The sequence below is a fragment of the Pseudarthrobacter albicanus genome, assembly GCF_018224015.1.
Classification (GTDB): domain Bacteria; phylum Actinomycetota; class Actinomycetes; order Actinomycetales; family Micrococcaceae; genus Arthrobacter; species Arthrobacter albicanus.
The window spans coordinates 1-1133 of the sequence record NZ_JAGPOT010000199.1 but is presented as its reverse complement, the minus strand read 5'-3'; the positions used below and the strand labels follow the sequence as shown (position 1 = coordinate 1133).

Genomic DNA, 1133 nt, shown 5'->3' with positions numbered 1-1133 from the left:
GCCGCCACCTTCTGGCACAGCAAGTGGACCGCACCTGCCGTCCCGCTGCCGCACACGCTCACGATCGACACCAAAGTGACGCAAAGCATCTCGGGATTCCGCTATCTCCCGCGTTCTGACCTCCCGAACGGGCGGGTCGGCAGCTTCGAGATCGAGGTCAGCACCGACGGCACCACCTGGGGTACCCCGGTGGCTCGCGGGACCTGGCCGGACACGAGTGCGGAGAAGACGGTGACCTTCACCGCGGTCAGCGCCCGGTACGTCCGGCTGACCGCGACCACCGAGGCCGGCAACCGTGGCCCGTGGAGCTCGGCTGCCGAGATCAACCTGGTCGCCGGGCAATCCGCGCCTCCAACCGGCGTGCTGCCCCGCACCGGGTGGACGGCTTCGGCCAGCGATGAAGAGGTCCTCCGCGAGAACGGCCGGGCCAGCAATGTGCTCGACGGCAATGCTGCCACGTTCTGGCACAGCAGGTGGTCCCCGGCGCCGGCCGCGCCGCTGCCGCACAGCATCACGATCGACACCAAGGCGACGCGAAGCATCTCGGGTTTCCGCTACCTCCCGCGTTCTGACCTCCCGAACGGGCGGGTCGGCAAATACTCGATCGGAGTCAGCACGAACGGAATCTCCTGGAGCGTGGTCGCCAGCGGCGCCTGGCCGGACACCGGCGCGGAGAAGACGGTGAACTTCACCGCCGTGAGCGCCCGGTACGTCCGGCTGACGGCGACCACTGAGGCCGGCAACCGCGGTCCGTGGAGCACCGCCGCGGAGATCAATCTCCTCGGCCCGTCGCAGGGCTCCTGGGGTCCGACGATCAGCTTCCCGATCGTCCCGGTCGCGGCGGCGCTATTGCCCGGCAACAAGCTGCTGGCCTGGTCCGCCTATTCCCCCACCGCTTACGGTGGCAACAGGGGCTACACTCAGACGTCCATCCTGGACCTCACCACCGGCAAGGTGAGCCTGGCCCAGGTGGCCAACACCGGTCACGACATGTTCTGCCCCGGGGTCTCGATGCTACCGGATGGCAGGATCCTGGTCAGCGGCGGCAGCAGCAGCTCGAAAACCAGCCTGTACAATCCTGCGACGAACGCCTGGAGCCCGGGGCCGGACATGAAGATCGCCCGCGGCTACCA

1 protein-coding gene is annotated in these 1133 nt (G+C 68.4%); it reads left to right on the top strand.

Annotated elements, in window-relative coordinates; all coding sequences use genetic code 11:
- Positions 1–1133: discoidin domain-containing protein (locus tag J9611_RS21400; protein ID WP_211883274.1), on the top strand; the 1133-nt coding region annotated here is incomplete at both ends.